This window comes from Pseudomonas sp. TNT2022 ID642 (genome assembly GCF_028656995.1).
Taxonomy (GTDB): Bacteria; Pseudomonadota; Gammaproteobacteria; order Pseudomonadales; family Pseudomonadaceae; genus Aquipseudomonas.
Window position 1 is genome coordinate 66,928 of the sequence record NZ_JAMDGW010000012.1, and the last position, 19,815, is coordinate 86,742.

Annotated in this window: 17 protein-coding genes; 9 read left to right on the top strand and 8 right to left on the bottom strand. The window is 59.5% G+C overall.

Annotated features, from left to right (window positions below; translation table 11 throughout):
- Positions 1–27 precede the first annotated feature (27 nt).
- A complete protein-coding gene (locus M5G26_RS12710; protein WP_273915553.1) occupies positions 28–1,311 on the top strand; it encodes an arsenic transporter in 1,284 nt (427 codons plus the stop codon).
- A gap of 289 nt (positions 1,312–1,600) precedes the next feature.
- Here the strand turns inward: M5G26_RS12710 and M5G26_RS12715 are convergent, their stop codons facing one another.
- The gene (locus tag M5G26_RS12715; protein WP_273915555.1) at positions 1,601–2,551 is read right to left on the bottom strand and encodes a DUF1853 family protein; all 951 of its coding nucleotides are present in this window, start codon (positions 2,549–2,551) and stop codon (positions 1,601–1,603) included.
- 115 nt (positions 2,552–2,666) lie between these two features.
- On the opposite strand from M5G26_RS12715, the gene M5G26_RS12720 reads away from it, so the two are divergent.
- The 6 genes from M5G26_RS12720 to pepN are packed head-to-tail and all read left to right on the top strand — an operon-like array spanning position 2,667 to position 9,183.
- Complete coding sequence (locus M5G26_RS12720; RefSeq protein WP_003224174.1) at positions 2,667–3,557, top strand: NAD(+) kinase; 891 nt, start codon at positions 2,667–2,669, stop codon at positions 3,555–3,557.
- A complete protein-coding gene (locus M5G26_RS12725; RefSeq protein WP_007919225.1) occupies positions 3,557–4,528 on the top strand; it encodes a metallophosphoesterase in 972 nt (323 codons plus the stop codon). Before M5G26_RS12720 ends, M5G26_RS12725 begins: the two co-directional genes overlap by 1 nt.
- Complete coding sequence (locus M5G26_RS12730) at positions 4,525–5,394, top strand: rhomboid family intramembrane serine protease (protein WP_134178147.1); 870 nt, start codon at positions 4,525–4,527, stop codon at positions 5,392–5,394. Before M5G26_RS12725 ends, M5G26_RS12730 begins: the two co-directional genes overlap by 4 nt.
- 33 nt (positions 5,395–5,427) lie before the next feature.
- A complete protein-coding gene (locus M5G26_RS12735) occupies positions 5,428–5,688 on the top strand; it encodes a YeaC family protein (protein WP_007919229.1) in 261 nt (86 codons plus the stop codon).
- Positions 5,685–6,515, top strand: coding sequence for a DUF2797 domain-containing protein (locus tag M5G26_RS12740; protein ID WP_273915556.1), 831 nt, complete (start codon positions 5,685–5,687; stop codon positions 6,513–6,515). Before M5G26_RS12735 ends, M5G26_RS12740 begins: the two co-directional genes overlap by 4 nt.
- 10 nt (positions 6,516–6,525) lie before the next feature.
- Positions 6,526–9,183, top strand: a complete 2,658-nt coding sequence (pepN, locus tag M5G26_RS12745) for an aminopeptidase N (protein ID WP_273915557.1) — start codon at positions 6,526–6,528, stop codon at positions 9,181–9,183.
- A gap of 507 nt (positions 9,184–9,690) precedes the next feature.
- On the opposite strand, the gene katG is transcribed toward pepN, so the two are convergent.
- Together katG and M5G26_RS12755 are read right to left on the bottom strand one after the other, a co-directional pair.
- The gene (katG, locus tag M5G26_RS12750) at positions 9,691–11,961 is read right to left on the bottom strand and encodes a catalase/peroxidase HPI (RefSeq protein WP_273915558.1); all 2,271 of its coding nucleotides are present in this window, start codon (positions 11,959–11,961) and stop codon (positions 9,691–9,693) included.
- 151 nt (positions 11,962–12,112) lie between these two features.
- The gene (locus M5G26_RS12755; RefSeq protein WP_273915560.1) at positions 12,113–14,323 is read right to left on the bottom strand and encodes an LTA synthase family protein; all 2,211 of its coding nucleotides are present in this window, start codon (positions 14,321–14,323) and stop codon (positions 12,113–12,115) included.
- Between the two features lie 418 nt (positions 14,324–14,741).
- Here M5G26_RS12755 and M5G26_RS12760 point away from each other — a divergent pair, with 418 nt between their 5' ends.
- On the top strand, positions 14,742–15,758 hold the full coding sequence (locus M5G26_RS12760; protein WP_038365959.1) for an ABC transporter substrate-binding protein: 1,017 nt from the start codon (positions 14,742–14,744) through the stop codon (positions 15,756–15,758).
- 37 nt (positions 15,759–15,795) lie between these two features.
- Here M5G26_RS12760 and M5G26_RS12765 read toward each other — a convergent pair whose 3' ends face one another.
- The gene (locus tag M5G26_RS12765; protein ID WP_150694930.1) at positions 15,796–15,993 is read right to left on the bottom strand and encodes a helix-turn-helix transcriptional regulator; all 198 of its coding nucleotides are present in this window, start codon (positions 15,991–15,993) and stop codon (positions 15,796–15,798) included.
- Positions 15,990–16,364, bottom strand: coding sequence for a hypothetical protein (locus tag M5G26_RS12770; protein WP_273915562.1), 375 nt, complete (start codon positions 16,362–16,364; stop codon positions 15,990–15,992). The genes M5G26_RS12765 and M5G26_RS12770 overlap by 4 nt, the downstream gene beginning before the upstream one ends.
- A 234-nt stretch (positions 16,365–16,598) precedes the next feature.
- On the opposite strand from M5G26_RS12770, the gene M5G26_RS12775 reads away from it, so the two are divergent.
- Positions 16,599–17,096, top strand: a complete 498-nt coding sequence (locus M5G26_RS12775; protein WP_150694931.1) for a hypothetical protein — start codon at positions 16,599–16,601, stop codon at positions 17,094–17,096.
- A gap of 78 nt (positions 17,097–17,174) precedes the next feature.
- Here M5G26_RS12775 and M5G26_RS12780 read toward each other — a convergent pair whose 3' ends face one another.
- The 3 genes from M5G26_RS12780 to M5G26_RS12790 form a co-directional block, all read right to left on the bottom strand.
- Positions 17,175–17,654 carry a copper chaperone PCu(A)C gene (locus M5G26_RS12780; RefSeq protein ID WP_150694932.1) on the bottom strand — a complete coding sequence of 160 codons (480 nt, stop codon included), beginning with the start codon at positions 17,652–17,654 and terminating at the stop codon, positions 17,175–17,177.
- Entirely contained in the window at positions 17,654–18,259 is a 606-nt protein-coding gene (locus tag M5G26_RS12785) for an SCO family protein (RefSeq protein ID WP_008079652.1), read from the bottom strand. Before M5G26_RS12785 ends, M5G26_RS12780 begins: the two co-directional genes overlap by 1 nt.
- 157 nt (positions 18,260–18,416) lie before the next feature.
- Positions 18,417–19,811 (bottom strand): efflux transporter outer membrane subunit, encoded by a 1,395-nt coding sequence (locus M5G26_RS12790; RefSeq protein ID WP_273915563.1) that lies wholly within the window; start codon positions 19,809–19,811, stop codon positions 18,417–18,419.
- Positions 19,812–19,815 lie beyond the last annotated feature (4 nt).

Consider the following 19,815-nt stretch of genomic DNA (forward strand, 5'->3'; position numbering starts at 1 on the left):
TACCTCACTCTTTGAAGGCTGTTGCGGATGCTCGCTGCGTCACTGATTTTCCTGCTGACCATTACCCTTGTCATCTGGCAACCCAAAGGCCTCGGCGTCGGCTGGAGTGCGACGCTTGGCGCCGTGTTGGCGCTGATCTTCGGCGTCGTCCACCTCAGCGACATTCCGCTGGTGTGGCAGATCATCTGGAACGCCACCGGTACTTTTGTCGCGCTGATCATCATCAGCCTGCTGCTCGACGAAGCCGGTTTTTTCAATTGGGCTGCATTGCACGTGGCGCGCTGGGGGCGGGGCAGTGGGCGCAAGCTGTTTGCCTTTATGGTGCTGCTCGGCGCGTTGGTGTCGGCGTTGTTCGCCAATGACGGTGCGGCGCTGATCCTCACACCGATCGTGATTTCGATGTTGCTGGCACTGCGCTTTTCTCCGGCCGCGACCCTGGCCTTTGTCATGGGCGCAGGTTTTATTGCTGACACGGCGAGCCTGCCGCTGGTGGTATCGAACCTGGTCAACATTGTTTCGGCGGACTTCTTTCACATCGGCTTCAACCGCTACGCAGCGGTGATGGTGCCGGTGAACTTCGTCAGCGTCGCGGCAACGCTGGGTATGTTGCTGTGGTTTTTCCGTCGCGACATTCCAGCGTCGTACGACCCTGAGCAACTCGAACATCCCGACACCGCGATTCACGACAAAGCCACGTTCTACGCTGGTTGGGCGGTGTTGGTGATTCTGCTGATCGGTTGCTTTGCGCTGGAGCCGCTGGGTATTCCGATCAGTGCGATTTCCGCCGTGTGCGCCGCGCTGTTGTTGGGCATTGCCGCCCGTGGCCACAAGATTTCCACGCGCAAGGTGATGAAAGAAGCGCCGTGGCAGATCGTGATTTTCTCGTTGGGCATGTATCTGGTGGTGTATGGCCTGCGCAATGCCGGGCTGACCGGGTATCTGGCCGGTTGGCTGGATGTTTTCGCCGGTCATGGCGTGTGGGGCGCGGCGATGGGCACCGGTGTGCTGACGGCGTTGCTGTCGTCGATCATGAATAACTTGCCGACGGTGTTGATTGGTTTGTTGTCGATCGATGCGAGTCAGGCGAGCGGGGTGATCAAGGAGGCGATGATTTACGCCAACGTGATTGGCAGTGATCTGGGGCCGAAGATTACCCCGATTGGCAGTCTGGCCACGTTGTTGTGGCTGCATGTGCTGGAGCGCAAGGGCATTCACATTGGCTGGGGCTATTACTTCCGGGTCGGGATTGTGTTGACGCTGCCGGTGTTGTTGGTGACGTTGGCGGCTTTGGCTGTGCGGCTGTCCATTTAGACCGAGTCGGCCGCAATCGCTGGCAAGCCAGCTCCCACAGGGATCTTCTGTGTGCTCACTACCTGAGTCACACCACAAAGCCAGCTCCTATTAACTTTGTGGTGTGCTCACTACCTGAGTCACACCACAAAGCCAGCTCCTATTAACTTTGTGGTGTGCTCACTACCTGAGCCACTCCACAAAGCCAGCTCCCATTAGCTTTGTGGTGTGTTCACTATCTGGGCCACACCACAAAACCTGTGGGAGCTGGCTTGCCAGCGATAGGGCCGGTACAGGCGACACAAGAAAATCAGGCCTGGCCGGGGACATTCGGCCAAAGATCCGATACCAGAAACAAGCGCTCTGCCTCCTCCCATTCCCCCCGCGCATTCTCGGTCAGGCGCACCATCAGCTGTGCCGGTGCCAGCGGCTCAAGATCCTCCAGCCACATCCGTAAATGCTCCAAAGTCCACGTCTGATCCGCCGGGTAATGCGCCGGCGCCAGCCAGGCATGCCGGGGCAGGGGTTGCCAGCGTCCCGCCGGACGTTGTGCGACGAACGCCGGCCAATCCTTCTGATGCAACCAGCTACCGCGCAAATGCTGCGGATGTGCGCCGCTCGGTGATTCAGCCTGTCCGGGCCACGGATACAACAAATAACCGCCCAGCCACAGTTGCGCGCTGAACACCTCGATATCCAGCGCCGCCAGCACTTCACGGCTTTCCGGGCGCGCGGAGATTGGCAGTTGGTGCTCGGCCAGATGCGCCAGTTTGCGGTCCAGCCGATCGTGACAACCCGGCCCCAGCCACTGCGCCGGATCACGACCGTCGCCATTCTGCGGGCCGAGGTAGAGCTTGATCGCCAGTTCCAGGTGATGCACGCCATCGCGGTCACGCAGCAGCATGTCCAGTTCGCCGAGGGTGTGGCCCTCGCGGCGGATCGGCAGGTTGGCGGCAATCAGTTCGATCCCTGGCGCATGCTGAACTGCAAATTGCCACAAGCGCTCGTAATACAAGCCCAGACGCCGTGTACGAGCCTGCGACAGCCAATGCAGCAAGCCATAGCTGTCGCGGTCGAGCTGACGCAACCAGTGCTCCAGTCCTTCTGGATCCTGCACCCAGTCGCTGCCCGCCAGCGGATGACGCTGCGGCCACGGTGTGGTGGCGAGCATCGGCGGGGCGAGGATCACCCACGCCAGATCACGCACTTCCGGGTGGCGTAATTGGTGGGGCAACTGCAGCAAGTCAGGAAATAGGATCATCTTGCGAGCATAGCCGCAAACACGAGCACACCCTTGAGGCTGAAAGGATTTTGTCTATCGCAGGCTTTCGCCCATAATCGTGCTTTTCGCGTTTTCGATTGTCCGCAGAGGTCCCATGGAGCAATTTCGTAATATCGGCATCATCGGTCGCCTGGGCAGTTCCCAGGTGCTGGATACCGTCCGCCGACTGAAACGGTTTCTGCTCGATCGTCACCTGCATGTGATCCTCGAAGACACCATCGCCGAAGTCCTGCCGGGCCACGGCCTGCAAACTTCGTCGCGCAAGATGCTCGGCGAAGTCTGCGACATGGTCATCGTCGTCGGCGGTGACGGCAGCCTGCTCGGCGCCGCGCGGGCGCTGGCCAAACACAATATTCCGGTGCTGGGGATCAACCGTGGCAGCCTCGGGTTCCTCACCGATATTCGCCCGGACGAGCTGGAAGTCGAAGTCGCCAAGGTGCTCGACGGCCACTATCTGGTGGAAAACCGCTTCCTGCTGCAAGCCGAAGTTCGTCGCCACGCTGAGGCGATCGGTCAGGGCGATGCGCTCAACGACGTGGTGCTGCACCCGGGCAAATCGACGCGGATGATCGAGTTCGAGTTGTACATCGACGGCCAGTTTGTCTGCAGCCAGAAGGCCGACGGCCTGATCGTTGCAACGCCAACCGGTTCCACCGCGTACGCACTGTCAGCCGGCGGACCGATCATGCATCCCAAGCTCGATGCCATTGTGATCGTGCCGATGTACCCCCATATGTTGTCGAGCCGGCCAATTGTGGTCGATGGCAACAGTGAGCTGAAAATCGTCGTGTCGAAAAACATGCAGATTTACCCGCAAGTCTCCTGTGACGGGCAGAACCATTTCACCTGCGCGCCGGGCGATACCATCACCGTCAGCAAGAAAGCACAGAAGCTGCGGCTGATTCATCCGCTCGATCACAACTACTACGAAGTCTGCCGGACCAAACTTGGCTGGGGCAGCAAGCTGGGTGGTGGAGGCGACTGATGCTCGATCCCGCGCGCAGTTATGACCTGATCGGTGACGTGCACGGATGCGCCCTGACCCTCGAACACTTGCTTGACCGACTCGGTTACCACAAGCAGGGCGGGGTCTGGCGGCATCCATCGCGCATGGCCGTGTTCGTCGGCGACATCATCGACCGTGGCCCGCGCATTCGCGAGGCGCTGCACATCGTCCACGATATGGTCGAGGCCGGTCAGGCCTTGTGCATCATGGGCAACCACGAATTCAATGCTCTGGGCTGGAGCACGCCGGCGCTACCGGGCAGCGGCAAGCAGTTCGTGCGCGAACACACGCCGCGCCACGCACGCCTGCTGCACGAAACCCTGACCCAGTTCGAAGATCATCCCGGCGACTGGCATGATTTCCAGCGCTGGTTCTATGAGCTGCCGCTGTTTGTCGACGCCGGACGCTTCCGGGTTGTGCATGCCTGTTGGGATGCCGGCCTGATCGAACCGCTGCGCGCGCTGTTCCCCAATGGCTGCATCGATGAACACTTCCTGCAGGCCTCGGCCGTGCCGGATAGCTTCGCCTGCACCGTGTTCGACCGTCTGCTGCGCGGCACCGACATGCGCCTGCCGGATGGCCTGACCATGACCAGCGGCGATGGTCTGGTGCGCTCGTTCTTCCGCACCAAGTTCTGGGAAGACGATCCGAAAACCTACGGCGATATCGTTTTCCAGCCTGATGCTCTGCCAGATCCGGTGGCGCAGAAGCCGCTGACCTCCAGTGAAAAAAACAATTTGCTGCGCTACGGCGTCGACGAGCCGTTGCTCTTCGTCGGCCACTACTGGCGCAGCGGCAAACCGGCGCCGATCCGCCCGAACCTCGCGTGCTTGGATTACAGCGCGGTGCTCTACGGCAAACTGGTCGCCTATCGTCTGGATCAGGAAACACGTCTGGATCCGCATAAATTTGTCTGGGTCGATGTCGAGCGGCCGGAGGTGCTGCAATGAGTGCGGTAGCGGTATTGCGTCTGCCGTTGGCGGTGGACTTGAGCGGTTTCGTCAAACTGCTGCAACGCATGCAGGTCCCGCATCGCGTCAGCGAGGAGGCGGGCGAGCAAGTGTTGTGGGCGCCGGCGGAAATCAGCGAAGACGTGCGCTCCTTGTACGAACGCTTCCCGGCGGGGGATCCTGAGCAAACGCTGGACATTCCCGTTGCGCAGACTTTCAAGCGTCCGAGCTTTGCCGAGCAACTGAAGTACGCCAAGGCCACCGGGTTCATCCTGTTGTTGTGCCTGATCGTTGGCGGACTGACGTACCTCGGTGAGAACCTGCAAACCCTGCGCTGGCTGACTTTCCTCGATTTTCAGGTAGTCGGCGAGTACATCCATTTCACACCGTTGGCCGACAGTCTGGCGGCGGGGCAGTGGTGGCGGCTGGTCACGCCGATGCTGATCCACTTCGGCATCCTCCACCTGGCCATGAACGGCATGTGGTACTGGGAACTGGGGCGGCGTATCGAGTCGCGCCAAGGCAGCATTAACCTGATCGGCCTGACGCTGCTGTTCAGCCTCGTTTCCAACTACGCGCAGTTTGTCTGGAGCGGCGCGACCTTGTTTGGCGGGCTGTCCGGCGTACTTTACGGCTTGCTCGGGCATTGCTGGATCTTCCAGCTGCTGGCGCCGAACCCGGCCTATCGTCTGCCGCGTGGCGTGCTGGTGATGATGCTGGTGTGGTTGCTGGTGTGCATGTCCGGGCTGATCTCGATGATCGGTTTCGGCGAAATCGCCAATGCCGCCCACGTCGGCGGGTTACTCATCGGATGCTTCACCGGTTTGTTGGGTGGTTTGTATAACCGCCGTAAACTGGCCGCCTAAAATTTTCTGTAGATAAAGAGCACGGAGACCCTGATGTCCTCTTTTAACGACATGATCAACAACATTACCCCGGACATCTACGAGAGCCTGAAGCTGGCCGTGGAAATCGGCAAGTGGTCGGACGGTGGCAAACTCACCGCCGAGCAGCGCGAGCTGTCGTTGCAGGCGATGATCGCCTGGGAAATCCAGAACCTGCCTGAAGACCAGCGCACCGGTTACATGGGCCCGCAGGAATGTGCGTCGAAATCGATCGAAGTGCCGAACATCCTGTTCAAGTCGGATGCCATCCATTGATCGAGATTGGCCGCGGTGCAATCAGCAAAATGTCGGCGCGCCTGGACGGGCCGAATGTGCAATACGCGTTTCGTCTGGATGACGTCGAGATTCCGGTCAACCCGTTGATCGGCAGCACGGTGCGTCTGGAGTACCTGGGGGCGATCCACTGCACCCATTGCGGGCGCAAGACCAAAACCAGTTTCAGCCAGGGTTACTGCTATCCGTGCATGACCAAACTGGCGCAGTGCGACCTGTGCATCATGAGCCCGGAGCGTTGCCACTATGACGCCGGCACCTGTCGCGACCCTGCGTGGGGCGAGCAGTTCTGCATGACCGATCATGTGGTTTACCTGTCCAATTCGTCGGGCATCAAGGTTGGCATCACTCGTGCTACGCAACTGCCGACTCGCTGGATCGATCAGGGTGCGTGCCAGGCATTGCCAATCATGCGCGTGTCGACGCGGCAGCAGTCGGGCTTCGTCGAAGACCTGTTCCGCAGTCAGGTCGCGGATAAAACCAACTGGCGCGCGCTGCTCAAGGGCGACGCGGCAGCGGTCGATCTGGCGCAGGTACGTGACCAGTTATTCGAAAGCTGCGCCGAAGGCCTGCAAGGTTTGCAGGAGCGATTCGGCCTACAGGCTATTCAGACGATTGCCGATGTAGAACCTCTCGAAATCCGCTATCCGGTCGAGCAATACCCGGCGAAAATCGTCAGCTTCAACCTGGACAAGAACCCGATTGCCGAAGGCACGTTGTTGGGGATCAAGGGCCAGTACCTGATCTTCGATACCGGCGTGATCAATATTCGCAAGTACACGGCCTATCAGCTCGCCGTGCATCAATAAGGACTCCAGCATGCGCACCGAACAACCGAAGATGATTTACCTGAAGGACTATCAGGCGCCCGAGTACCTGATCGATGAAACACACCTGACCTTCGAGTTGTTCGAGGATCACAGCCTGGTGCACGCGCAGTTGGTCATGCGCCGCAACCCGGCGCGTGGCCCGGGCCTGCCGCCGCTGGTGCTCGACGGCCAGCAACTGGAACTGCTCTCGGTGACGCTGGCCGATCAAGAGCTGGGTGCCGCTGACTATCAGTTGTCCGAAAACCACCTCACGCTGCAGCCGACCAGCGAAACCTTCACGGTCGACACCAGCGTCAAGATCCACCCGGAAACCAACACCGCGCTGGAAGGCCTGTACAAGTCCGGCACGATGTTCTGCACCCAGTGCGAAGCCGAAGGTTTCCGCAAGATCACTTACTACCTCGACCGCCCGGACGTGATGAGCAAGTTCACCACCACCGTGGTCGCCGAACAGCACAGCTATCCGGTGCTGCTCTCCAACGGCAACCCGATTGCCTCGGGCCCGGGCGAAGACGGCCGGCACTGGGCAACCTGGGAAGACCCGTTCATGAAACCGGCGTACCTGTTCGCGCTGGTGGCCGGTGACTTGTGGTGCGTTGAAGACAGCTTCACCACCATGACCAACCGCGATGTCGCGCTGCGCATCTACGTCGAGCCGGAAAACATCGACAAGTGCCAGCACGCGATGACCAGCCTGAAGAAGTCGATGCGCTGGGACGAAGAGGTTTACGGTCGCGAGTACGATCTGGACATCTTCATGATCGTCGCGGTCAACGACTTCAACATGGGCGCGATGGAGAACAAGGGCCTCAACATCTTCAACTCCAGCGCCGTGCTCGCTCGCGCCGAAACCGCCACGGATGCCGCGCATCAGCGCGTTGAAGCGATTGTCGCCCACGAATACTTCCACAACTGGTCGGGCAACCGCGTGACCTGCCGCGACTGGTTCCAGCTGTCGCTGAAGGAAGGCTTCACCGTGTTCCGTGATTCCGGCTTCTCCGCCGACATGAACTCGGCCACGGTCAAGCGTATTCAGGATGTGGCGTACCTGCGGACTCACCAGTTCGCCGAAGATGCAGGTCCCATGGCTCACGCCGTGCGCCCGGACAGCTTCATCGAAATCTCCAACTTCTACACCCTGACCGTGTACGAAAAGGGCTCGGAAGTGGTTGGCATGATCCATACCTTGCTGGGTGCCGAAGGCTTCCGTAAGGGCAGCGATCTGTACTTCGATCGCCATGACGGCCAAGCCGTGACCTGCGATGACTTCATCAAAGCCATGGAAGATGCCAACGGCGTCGACCTGACCCAGTTTAAACGCTGGTACAGCCAGGCTGGCACGCCACGTCTGGCGGTGAGCGAGTCGTACGACGCTGCCGCAAAAACCTACAGCCTGACCTTCCGCCAGAGCTGCCCGGAAACCCCGGACAAAGTTGAAAAACTGCCGTTCGTGATTCCGGTCGAGTTGGGCCTGCTGGACAGCCAAGGCAACGAGATTGCCCTGCGTCTGAGCGGTGAAGCCGCAGCGCAAGGCACCACCCGCGTGATCTCGGTGACCGAGGCCGAGCAGACTTTTACCTTCGTCGACATCGCCGAACAACCGCTGCCATCGCTGCTGCGCGGCTTCTCGGCGCCGGTGAAACTGAGCTTCCCGTACAACCGCGATCAGTTGATGTTCCTGATGCAGCACGACAGCGACGGTTTCAACCGCTGGGATGCCGGTCAGCAACTGTCGGTGCAAGTGCTGCAAGAACTGATTGGCCAGCAGCAGAAGGGCGAGAGCCTGAAGCTTGATCCGCGTCTGGTGTCGGCGCTGCGCACGGTGCTGTCGGACGAATCGCTGGATCAAGCGATGGTCGCCGAAATGCTCTCGCTGCCGGGTGAGGCGTACCTCACTGAAATCAGCGAAGTGGCTGATGTCGATGCGATCCATATCGCCCGTGAGTTCGCGCGCAAGCAATTGGCCGAAGGTTTGTTCGAGGCGCTGTGGCTGCGTTATCAGGCCAACCGTGACCTGTCGAAGCAAACCCCGTACGTGGCTGAAGCCGAGCACTTTGCCCGTCGCGCGCTACAGAACATTGCGCTGTCGTACCTGATGCTCAGCGGCAAGCCGGAAGTACTGGCAGCGGCGCTGGAGCAATTCGAAAGCGCCGACAACATGACCGAACGCCTGACCGCGCTGGCGGTGTTGGTCAACTCGCCGTTCGAAGAGCAGAAAGCGCTGGCACTGGCCAGTTTCGCCGAGCACTTCAAGGACAACCCGCTGGTCATGGATCAGTGGTTCAGCGTGCAGGCCGGCAGCACCTTGCCGGGAGGTCTGGAGCGGGTGAAAGCGTTGATGCAGCACCCGGCGTTCAACATCAAGAACCCAAACAAGGTGCGCGCGCTGGTCGGCGCGTTTGCCGGGCAGAACCTGATCAACTTCCATGCGGCCGATGGCTCGGGTTATCGCTTCCTCGCGGATCTGGTGATCGAGCTGAACGGCTTTAACCCGCAGATTGCATCGCGGCAACTGGCGCCGCTGACTCGCTGGCGTAAATATGACGATGCGCGTCAGGCCTTGATGAAAGGCGAGCTGGAGCGGATTCGGGCGTCGGGGCAGTTGTCGAGTGATGTGTATGAGGTGGTGAGCAAAAGTCTGGCTTGATGGTGTGTTGGAGTCGGTGTTCCAACGGTGGATCGGCCCTCACCCTAACCCTCTCCCAGTGGGAGAGGGGACTGACCGAGGTGGATGTTTGAGTTACACCGACCTGAAAATCCGGAGTCGAACTCAGATTCTGAAACAGATCAAAAGCCCCTCACCCTAACCCTCTCCCAGTGGGAGAGGGGACTGACCGAGGTGGATGTTTGAGTTACACCGACCTGAAAGTCCGGAGTCGAACTCAGATTCTGAAACAGATCAAAAGCCCCTCACCCTAACCCTCTCCCAGTGGGAGAGGGGACTGACCGAGGTGGATGGTTGAGTCACGCCGACCTGAAAGTCAGGAGTCGAACTCAGGACTTGAAAAGCACGAAGATCGGCTCCCTTTCCCCCTCGCCCTCTGGGGGAGAGGGCTGGGGTGAGGGGGTAGGATTTACGCATCACCATAAAATCCAAACCGTACGCACAAAAAAACGCCGCATTAATCAATGCGGCGTTTTTATTGACTGAAAGTTACTTCAGGTCGAAACGATCCAGGTTGGTGACCTTCGTCCAGGCCGCCACAAAGTCCTTAACAAACTGCTCCTTGGCATCCGAACTGGCATACACCTCAGCCAACGCCCTTAATTGCGCGTTGGAACCAAACACCAGATCCACCCGCGTCGCCGTCCACTTCACGCTGCCGGTTTTACGGTCGCGCCCCTCGAACTCATCCGCATCCCTTGAAGTCGGCTTCCACTCCACACCCATGTCCAGCAGGTTAGTGAAGAAGTCATTGGTCAGCGCCTCGGTCTGCGAGGTGAATACGCCATGCCGGGTCTGCCCGACGTTGGTATTCAGCACCCGCAAACCACCCAGCAACACAGTCATTTCCGGCGCGGTGAGGGTCAGCAATTGCGCCTTGTCGATCAGCAGCGCCTCGGCCGAGACGGTGTATTTGCCTTTGCTGTAGTTGCGAAAGCCATCGGCAATCGGCTCAAGGAAGCCAAAGGAATCAACGTCGGTTTGCTCTTGCGAGGCATCCGTGCGTCCCGGCGTGAACGGCACCGTGACCGAATGGCCGGCGTTTTTCGCCGCTTGTTCGACCCCGGCATTACCCGCCAATACGATCAGGTCCGCCAGCGAGACTTTCTTGCCAGCGGCGCCGCCATTGAACTCGCCCTGAATGCCCTCAAGGGTTTGCAGCACTTTGGCCAGTTGCTCAGGCTGGTTGGCCTGCCAGAACTTCTGCGGTGCCAGACGCAGACGACCACCGTTGGCGCCGCCGCGCTTGTCTGAACCACGGAACGTCGATACGGCCGCCCATGTGGTCGAGACCAGTTGCGACACCGACAAACCCGACGCGAGGATTTTGCCTTTCAGCGCAGCTGCGTCGCTGTCGTCGATCAACGGGTGAGTGACCTCAGGAATAGGATCCTGCCACAGCAGTTCTTCGTTCGGCAGTTCCGGGCCAAGGTAGCGTGAGAGCGGGCCCATGTCGCGGTGGATCAGTTTGTACCAGGCGCGGGCGAAGGCGTCGGCCAATTGATCCGGGTTGGCGAGGAAACGCCGGGAGATCTGCTCGTAGGCCGGGTCGAAACGCAGCGCCAGGTCGGAGGTGAGCATGGTTGGCGAGAGCTTCTTGTTCGGATCATGGGCGTGGGGAACGGTGCCGGCACCGGCGCCGTTTTTCGGAATCCACTGATGCGCACCTGCCGGGCTCTTGGTCAATTCCCACTCGAAGCCGAACAGGTTCTCCAGGTAGTTGTTGCTCCATTTTGTCGGCGTGGTGGTCCAGGTGACTTCCAGGCCACTGGTGATGGTGTCGCCACCCTTGCCGGTGCCGAACGCGTTGCGCCAGCCGAGGCCCTGTTCTTCGAGGCCGGCCGCTTCCGGTTCTGGCCCGACGTTATCGGCAGGGCCGGCGCCGTGGGTTTTACCAAAGGCGTGACCGCCAGCGATCAATGCCACGGTTTCTTCATCGTTCATGGCCATGCGGCCAAAGGTTTCGCGGATATCGTGGGCTGAAGCGACCGGATCCGGGTTGCCTTCCGGGCCTTCAGGGTTCACGTAGATCAGGCCCATTTGCACGGCGGCGAGCGGGTTTTCCAGATTGCGTTCGCCCTGATCGGTGCGGCTCTCTTCTTTGCCGTGCAGATCCGGCTCGGCAACCAGCGTGCCGTCACCCGGTTCCTGCATGGGTTCCTTGCTCTTGCCGTAACGGCTGTCGCCGCCCAGCCATTCGTGTTCCGAACCCCAATAGACGTCTTCGTCCGGTTCCCACACATCGGGACGGCCACCGGAGAAACCGAAGGTCTTGAAACCCATGGATTCCAGCGCGACGTTACCGGTGAGAACAATCAGGTCGGCCCAGGAAATGTTGCGGCCATATTTCTGCTTGATTGGCCACAGCAGGCGCCGGGCCTTGTCGAGACTGACGTTGTCCGGCCAACTGTTCAGCGGCGCGAAACGTTGCTGACCAGAGCCGGCGCCACCACGGCCATCGGCGGTGCGATAGGTGCCGGCGCTGTGCCAGGCCATGCGGATGAAGAGGGGGCCGTAATGGCCGAAGTCGGCCGGCCACCAGTCCTGGGAGTCGGTCATCAGTGCCGTGAGGTCTTGTTTCAGTGCCTGAAAATCCAGGCTTTTGAAGGCTTTGGCGTAGTCGAAGTCCTTGCTCAACGGATCGGACTTGGGCGAGTGCTGACTCAGAATTTTCAGGTTGAGTTGATTCGGCCACCAGTCACGGTTCGTCGTACCACCACCGGCGGCGTGGTTGAACGGGCATTTCGATTCGTTTGCCATGTTCGGGTCCTTATCAGGTCTGCTACGGCCGGCTCGTGCCGACTTCGGACTAGTAAGGCTAGACCCGACTGGGCAAGTCAGCTAATAGGCCGACTATTGGACATTGATAGTCAGAACCTTTTACTGCGCGCTCGCCCGTATAGAATCTTGGTCAGGTGGATTGGGCCGTGTCGTCATCCGGCACGTCGTCGAGAATATCCTCTTGCCCCGGCAATTCAGTGATCACACTGAAATCCGTCACTTCAACCGCACCCAATCCATACCCCAGCAAATGGAAGGAAAACGCTTTGCGCTCTTGCGGGTTGTCGAAGCTGAAGTTCATTTCCAGTGGCTGGTCGGCGGTTGCCACCATCTCCTGTGGCAGACCGATCTGCACGTCCTGTTCAAACTCCTTGGCCTTGAGCTGAATGTACGCCGCCTGCTGCGGATCGACTGAACGCACGGTCAGGCGCACGCGGGTGTGCGAGCCTTTGGGCATTTCCAGGTATTGCGCGCCGATCAGGTTATCGGCCCAGTCATCCTTGATCTGCGCTTGCAGCGGGATGACGTTGGTGCTGCCGAATTGATAGCGGTGATTGAGCGGTGTGCGCAGCAACGACAGATCGAGGGCATTGGCGCGGGCAGCGATCTGCCGGGCCGGATGGCCGCTGTAGTTGCCTTTATAGGTGGCACTTTCGGCGATGAACCCGGCGCTTTCGTAGTAGCGGCAGCGACGCGGCATGTCGCACTCGGAGAAGATCCCCTGACCGTTGTGATAGCGCAGCTTGCCGTTGGTGAATGACATGATTTCGCGGCCGCTGTCGTAGTCGCGAAACAGTGAGCGACCGCTCAGGGCGGAAGGCACCGGCAAGTCGAAGTAATCGAGAATCGAGGTGCTCAGATCGACGTGACCGTAGACGCCTTTGTTCAGTCGTGGCAGGTGTTCCTGCTCCGGCGCCAGGGTCAGATTGAAGCCCCACGAAGAGGCCAGGCGCACGCCGTCGATGCCGTGGGATTCGTCCGAGGTGATCACCACCAGCGTGTCTTTCAGAACGCCCTGGCGTTCGAGGCCGTTGAGAAACTGTTCCAGCGCATCGTCGAGATAACCGACGGCGGCCTGTTTCGGCGTTTCGTAGCGCTCCAGATATTCCTCGGGTGCGGAGTAGGGTTGGTGGGTGCCGACGGTCAGCAATGTCAGCATCCACGGTTTTTTCTGCTTTTTCAGTTGGCCGACATAGTCCAGCGCACCTTCGAAAAACGCCTTGTCATCCTTGCCCCACGGGAACTCCAGATAGTTGCTGTTGCTGAACCATTCCAGACCATGAGTCGCATCGAAACCGATGTGCGGCATGATCTTGTCTTTGGCCATGAAACGCAGCCCGGCACCTTGCAGATAGTGCGTGCTGAAACCGTGTTCACGCAGTTGCGCCGGCAGGCAGGCCTGATTGCGCTCGTTGAGGGTGAGCATCTCCACGCCTTTGGGCGTGCCGTTGTTGAGCTTGTCGTAATCGCCGCAGAGCATCGCGTACAGACCGCGAATGGTCTGGTGGGTATGCAGCACGTAATCCGGGGTGTTCATGCCGCGCTCCGCCCAGCGGCTGAGGTTGGGCATCAGGTCTTCCTGATAGTGGCTGCCAATCGCCTCGCGGTTGGCGCGGATGTAGGCGCCGGGAATGCCTTCCAGGGCGATGATCAGTACGTTGCGCGCTTGCCCCGGTGCGGCCAACAGTTTCTGCCCATTGAGGTCGACGTCGGTGAGCCCGGCCATGGCCGGCGCGGGTTCTTCGACATCACCGTCCAGCCATTCCTCGGCCTGAATCTGCAGGTCAGCGGCCTCGCTGGCCAGCAACTGGTGCGGCAGGTTGTACTGGCGCCATGGATCCGCTTCGCTCGGCCACAGATTCTGCGCACCCCAGTGCGCGGCGAACAATACCAGCGGCGCGCTCCAGACTGCGCGGGGCAGTGACGGGCGCGGCATGCCACGGCCAGCAAATTGGGTCAGCAGCCAGAACACCAAGGCCAGCAGCAAAGTGATACCCAGCGCAGGGTGCGCCAGCCCGCCACCGGTGGAGTTCTCGACGAACTGCGGGTCGATCAGGTAATGAATATCCGAAGGCGTCGGCAGACGCCCGACGGCGCTGACCAGTTCAGCCGTCGCCACGGCCAGCAAGCCCCAGAACACCAGCACCGGCAAAGCCAGCCACCACGCCCGGCGATGCAGCAAAACCACCAACAGACTGCCAATGGCCAGGTCCGACAAATAGCTCAACGGTGCCGACCAGCCGAGTGCCGCACGCAGGCACACCGGCACAATCAGCACGAGAAAGATCAGCGAAAAGAGGCGGGCATGCGGCTGCCGCAACCGGTTAAAAAGAGCGCTCACAAAAAAGACCTTCCAGCCATTAAATCGTCATAAAAGTGTGCGCGATGATACCAAGGGTGGGCTGTCTGATCGCCCTTTTAAACGCTTAGCTGATGTGTTGGTGCGGTGTCCTCTGAAGGTGATGGAGTGGTGGCGGGCCTGACCGGCCCTCGCGTGGCATGGCAATCGACGATATTGAGGCTGGTGGATTTATTGTTTCAGGCTGTTTAAGCAGGCGAGCCGCCACCGAATTCCAATGTAGGAGTTGCGGCACACTGCGATCTTTTGATCTTGTTATCGAAACCCGGAATCAAAAGATCGCAGCTTCCCTTCGCTCAACAACCCGTGCTATCGATATGCAATAAAGATATTTAATTTCTATTTTTTATATCTATAAAGTCAGGCCTTTCAGCAAACCACCCCCTGCTGCGAGGTTGTCATGGCCACACCGTTCAAACGTTCCGCACTGACTCTGTTGGCCGCTTCCCTGGCCGCGAGTGCGTTGTTCAGCACCGGCGCTCAAGCTGAGGGCAAGATCAGCATTGCCCAGCAATTCGGCATCGGTTACCTGATTCTCGATGTGGTGCGCGACCAGAACCTCATCGAAAAACACGGTAAAGCGCAGGGCCTCGACATCAAGGTCGACTGGAACAGCATTTCTGGCGCCACCGCGATGAACGAAGCGCTGCTGACCGGTTCGCTCGATGTGGTCTCGGCAGGCGTGCCGCCGATGCTCACCGTATGGGATCGCACCAAAGGCAAACAGAACGTCAAAGCCATCGCCGCACTGGGCTCGATGCCCAACTATTTGTTGACCAATAACCCGAACATCAAGACTCTCAAGGACTTCACCGACAAGGACCGGATTGCCGTGCCTGCCGCCGGCGTGGGCTTCCAGTCGCGCACCTTGCAGATCGAAACCGCCAAGGAATTCGGCGACGCCCAATACAAGAAATTCGACGACATCTCAGTCAGCCTGCCGCACCCCGACGCAACGGCCGCGCTGATCGCCGGCGGCTCGGAAATCAACTCGCACTTCTCCAGCCCGCCGTTCCAGTACCAGGCGTTGCAGAATCCCAACGTGCACAAAGTGCTGAGCTCTTATGATGTGCTCGGCGGTCAGGCGACATTCAACGTGCTGTACACCACGGAAAAATTCCACGACGAAAACCCGAAAACCTACAAGGCGTTCTACGACGCGTTGGCCGAGGCCGAGAAAATCATCAAGGCTGATAAGCCGGCGGCGGCTCAGGCGTACATTCGTGTCGAACAGTCGAAGTTGCCGCTGGCCTTGGTCGAGCAAATCGTCAAAGACCCGGAAATCGATTTCACTGTGGTGCCGCAGCGCACCTTTATCTATGCCGAGAAGTTGCAGGAGCTGGGTGTATTGAAGAACAAGGCGGATAGCTGGAAGGATTATTTCTTTGAAGAGGCGCATGGTGGCGCGGGGAGTTGATACAACAGGGGGCAACGTGTGTTGCCCCTTTTTTCATTCAAGGTTCGCCATCATCAAAAATGCTTTCAATCGGCATCTCGAACGCCCGGGCAATCTGAAAGGCCAGTGGCAGGCTCGGGTCGTAGCGTTCGTTTTCGATGGCGTTGATGGTCTGGCGCGACACGTGCAGGCGTTCGGCCAGATCGACCTGCGACCATTTGCGCTCGGCGCGCAATTCCTTGAGGCGGTTTTTCATTGGTAGCGGCGTCGCGCAATTTGCAGGCCGACAATCCACATCAGCCCCATCACCGGCCACACACACGTCCACGGAATGTGCGAAGCGCCGACGTTTTCCAGAAAACCGTAGCTGAAGGTCAACAGTGCCGAGGCGGCGAAGGCGAAGCCCAGCGCTTCGAACTGGATGCGCAGATGCATTTCGTCCATGCGTCGCATATTGCGCACAATGGCCCAGCACATCAGTCCCGCCGGAATGACCGGCGTCAGTGCGACGGCCGAGCGCAGCACGATGGGGGCGTCCATCAGGTATTGCGAGGCAATCAATGAGGCTGTCAGGACCAGCATGTAGATGATTAACGCTGCACCCAGTTCGAGGTAGTACCGGTTCATTCTTTACTTCCTATGTAAAAGACCCTTTACATGGTCGCCGAAGATTTATCCGATGTAAAGCACGCTTTCCATCAAGGCTGGTAGCCTCGAGCAGACTCATGCCGGAGGATTTTCGCCTAGGTCTGCAGCTAAGGGGCACGCTTTCTGGACAGCGTAATAACCACTCAGTAGCATTCGACTCCAACGGATTATCCCTTCGCACGTCGTCCGACGTGGAACGCTCAAGGAATCGACATGCGCGACACCCCCATTGACCAAAAACGAACGGTCGTGACCCAGGTCAACGGCGAGATTCACTACGAAGCCCAGATCAGTTTCAGCTCCACGTCGGTCGTCGATGGCGAAATTCGGGTGCATCGTGCTGAAGGCAATCAGCTAGACATTCCGGTGGCCGGGGCGGACTTCGCTTGGCGCATTGATCTGGACGGGGTGCATAGAATGCCGGTGACAAAGGCAGCGGTTGAACCGGAGGAACCGCTGCCTGTCGATGACAGCTTGAAGTTATTCACCTCGAAAAACGTATGGATCACCCTCGGGCTGTGGTTCTTCGTCAGTTCGGTGTTCGGTTGGCTGGGGATTGTGGCGGCAGGCGGATATCTCGGTTACCAGTGGCGTGAGGTGGAAAAGCGCAAGGAACAGTTGGCCAAGGCAACCGTCGTTGAAGCCGTGCCCCGTTCCGGCTCGCGGATGTCACGGGAAAGTGTGCGCAGGGCATTGGCCCGCAAGCGTTAATTCGGCACACATCAAAAACAAAAAAGGGGCGGCCTGATCATCGATCAGGCCGCCCCTTTTTATTGCCGCTCAGTCAGATCAGTGCATTTTGCTGTGATCGTGACCTTCCATGTTGGTCAGCGCGCGAACCGGCGCTTTGACTTCGATGGTTTCTTTCTCGCCCTTGGCGTTTTCCACGGTCAGGGTCAACGGCACTGTTTCGCCTTCCTTCAACTGAGCGGTCAGGCCCATCAGCATCACGTGGTAGCCGTTCGGATCAAGCTTGACGGCTTTGCCGGCCGGCAGGTCGACTGATTTCACTTCGCCCATTTTCATTACATCGCCGTTCATGGTCATTTCGTGGATCTGCACGATTTTGGCCACGGATGTGGCGACGCTGAGCAACTTGCTGTCGCTGTCGGCGGTGAGGGTCATGAACGCGCCGCTGGCGGACTGGGTCGGCACGGTGGCACGGACCCAGGCATCGTCGACTTTGGTCTGCGCCGAGACCTGCGAGGCCAGGCCAAGCAGGGACAGAGCGAGTACGGCGCGTTTGATGTGGTTCAAAACAGGTTGCATCAGCAAACCTCCATAACAGTAAGCAAATCTTCCGTGCATTGTTCTGCCGAAAGCGAGGTGGACAGACCCAGGCGCAAGCCGCCGTTGGAGTCGTAAACGTAACTGGTGGCGGTGTGCGAGATGGTGTACGTGTCGCCGGCCGGGACTTTCTCGTAGAACACGTCGAATTCCTTGGCGGTGGCCGCGGTTTCCTCAAGCGTGCCGTACAGCGCAACGAAGGTCGGGTCGAACGCCTTCATGTAGGCGTCGAGGATTTCCGGCGTGTCGCGTTCGGGATCGAGGCTGATGAAAATCACCTGCAAACGATCGCCATCGGCGCCCATCAGCTTCTTGATTTTTGCCGCGCGGGCCAGAGTGGTCGGGCAGACTGCCGGGCACTGGGTAAAGCCGAAGAAGACCATCGGCATCATGCCGCGAAAGCTCGACAGCGTCATGGTTTCGCCATCGGTGTTCTTCAGTTTGAAGGTGCGCCCCATGATCTTGTTACTCAGATCCTTGCCGTACTTGTACGACAGTTGGCCGCGGGTGTCGCAGCCGGCGAGCAGGCCTAGCCCGAGCACGCCCATTCCCGCAAGCACCTTGCGGCGAGTCAACAAAGCCGTCATCTAATACCGCCTTTTGCAGCCCGTCAGTCAGCAGGACTGGCGGGGGGTTAACCGTAAAAGCGGCGCATGATACCAAACTGAGGGCAGAGGCCGGCCACGGATCGCCGCACGGTGCAGGATCGAGCGACAAAAGGTGTAAGAAAAAGTGACGGCAGCCTCACTGCACGCGCGACTCTTCAACGCTCCAGCCGCCGCCCAGCGCGGTGTACAGATTGACCTCGGCGACCAGTTGCGCGAGGCGATCAGTGATCAGGCCTTGCTGCGAACTGAACAGCGAACGCTGCGCATCGAGGAATGTCAGGCTGCTGTCGACGCCATTCTGATAACGGTTCTGCGCCAGGTTGTAGTAAGTCTGGGTGGCCGCGACCAGATCGCGCTGCGCCTGCAATTGTTGCTGATAGGTGCTGCGCGCGGCGAGGCCGTCGGCGACTTCCTGAAACGCGGTTTGAATCGATTTTTCGTATTCGGCCACCGCCACATCTTTCTGCAACTTTGAATAATCCAGACTCGCGCGCAGGCTGCCGGCATTGAAAATCGGCAGGCTGATCTGCGGCTGAAAGGTCCAGGCCCCGGAACCTGCGCCGAACAAGCCGGAAAGGTCTCGACTGGAGGTGCCGGCATTCGCCGTCAGGCTGACGCTGGGGAAAAACGCCGCGCGCGCTGCGCCGATATTGGCGTTGGCCGCTTTCAGTTTGTACTCCGCTTGAAGAATGTCCGGACGCCGTTGCAGCAGATCCGATGGCAGCCCGGCCGGCAGTTGTTGCACCAGATCGCTGGCCAGTGGTCGGGCGGGCAGGGCTTCGGGCACCGGTGCGCCAACCAGCAAGGTCAGGCTGTTCAGGTCCTGAGCGACCTGACGCTGATAGCGCGCCAGATTGGCCCGTGAGCTGTCGACGCTGGTCTTCGCTTGCGCCTGTTCCAGCGCCGACGATTTGCCGGCTTCACGGTTGCGCGTGGTCAGGTGCAGGCTCTGTTCATCGGCGGCGAGGGTCTCGCGAGTGAGAACTAGCAGCTCCTGATCGGCGCGCCAGGTCAGGTAGGCGTTGGCAACGTTGGCCACCAGACTCAGCTCGGCACTGCGCCGTGCCTCTTCAGTCGAGAGCCAGGTCTGCAACGCCTGCTCACTGAGGCTGCGCACGCGGCCGAAGAAATCCAGCTCATAGGCGCTGATGCCGAGGTTGACCGAGTACGTCGAATTGATCAATGCTTTGCCTTGGGTCACGCTCGGCGGCATACGCTGGCGCAGCTCATTGGCATTGACCGACACCGCCGGCAGCAGGTCGGCGCGCTGAATGCGGTATTGCGCCTGGAACGCTTCGACATTCAATGCCGCCACGCGCAGGTCGCGGTTGTTGACCAGCGCGCTTTCGATCAGTTGCTGCAACGCCGGATCAGTGAACAGCGTGCGCCAGTCCTCGCTGCTCGTTGCAGCCTGTGTCGCTGTCGGATACTGCGCAGCGGTGGGTGAAGCGGGGCGCTGATACTCGGGAATCAATGAACAACCGCCCATCAGCACCGCGATGGACAGCAGGGAAAGTCGCAACGTCAACATCGAA